We start from the raw sequence: 1,072 nt of genomic DNA on the forward strand, positions 1-1,072 counted from the left end.
CGGCTGGACCGACAAGCCGGGCTGGACCGCCAGCTCCTTCATGGTGGCCGCCGCCAATCCGCTCGCCACCCAGGCCGGCTACGACATGCTGAAGGCCGGCGGCACCGCGATCGACGCGGCGATCGCCACGCAGATGGTGCTCAATCTGGTGGAACCGAATTCCTCCGGCATCGGCGGCGGCGCCTTCCTGATGCATTTCGACGGCAAGCAGGTGCAGGCCTACGACGGCCGCGAGACCGCGCCCGCGGCCGCCACCGAGCGGCTGTTCTACGGCCCGGACGGCAAGGTGATGCCGTTCCGCCAGGGGCTGGTCGGCGGGCGCTCGGTCGGCGCGCCCGGCGTGCTGCGGATGCTCGAGCTCGCGCATCGGCAGCACGGCAAGCTGCCCTGGCGGCGGCTGTTCGCGCCGGCGATCCGGCTGGCCGAACAGGGCTTTGCGATCAGCCCGCGGCTGGCGACGATCATCGCGCAGGACCAGGACCTGATGAAGGATCCGGCCGCGCGCGCCTACTTCTACAACGCCGACGGCACGCCAAAGGCGGCCGGCACCGTGCTGCGCAATCCCGAGCTGGCGGCGGTGCTGCGCAGTGTCGCGGCACGCGGTGCCGATGCCTTCTACCAGGGCGATGTCGCCCGCGATATCGCCGCCAAGGTCCGCTCGCATCCGACCAATCCCGGCGTGCTGACCGCCAGGGACATCGCCAACTACCGCCCGAAGGTGCGGCAACCGATCTGCACCGACTATCGCCAATGGACCGTCTGCGGCATGCCGCCGCCGTCGTCGGGCGGCATCGCGGTCGCGCAGATGCTGGGCATCCTGCAGGCGCTGCCGCAGGCGCGGCAGATCGCGGCGGCCAGGCCTCAGCGCAATGACGTCGGACTGGAGCCGTCGGTCGAGGGCGCGCATCTGTTCGCCGAGGCCGGCCGGCTGGCCTACGCCGACCGCAACCAGTACGTCGCCGATACCGACTTCGTGCCGCTGCCCGGCGGCGACTGGCGCAGCCTGGTCGATCCGCGCTATCTGGCCGGCCGCGCCGCGCAGATCGGCGAGCGAAGCATGGGCAAGGCCAGC

General features: G+C 71.7%; 1 protein-coding gene. It reads left to right on the top strand.

The features are described from left to right. The coding region (locus tag B551_RS18525) for a gamma-glutamyltransferase family protein (protein WP_023264758.1) at nucleotides 1-1,072 on the top strand (1,072 nt) is incomplete at both ends.

It is taken from the genome of Cupriavidus sp. HPC(L) (genome assembly GCF_000307735.3).
Taxonomy (GTDB): domain Bacteria; phylum Pseudomonadota; class Gammaproteobacteria; order Burkholderiales; family Burkholderiaceae; genus Cupriavidus.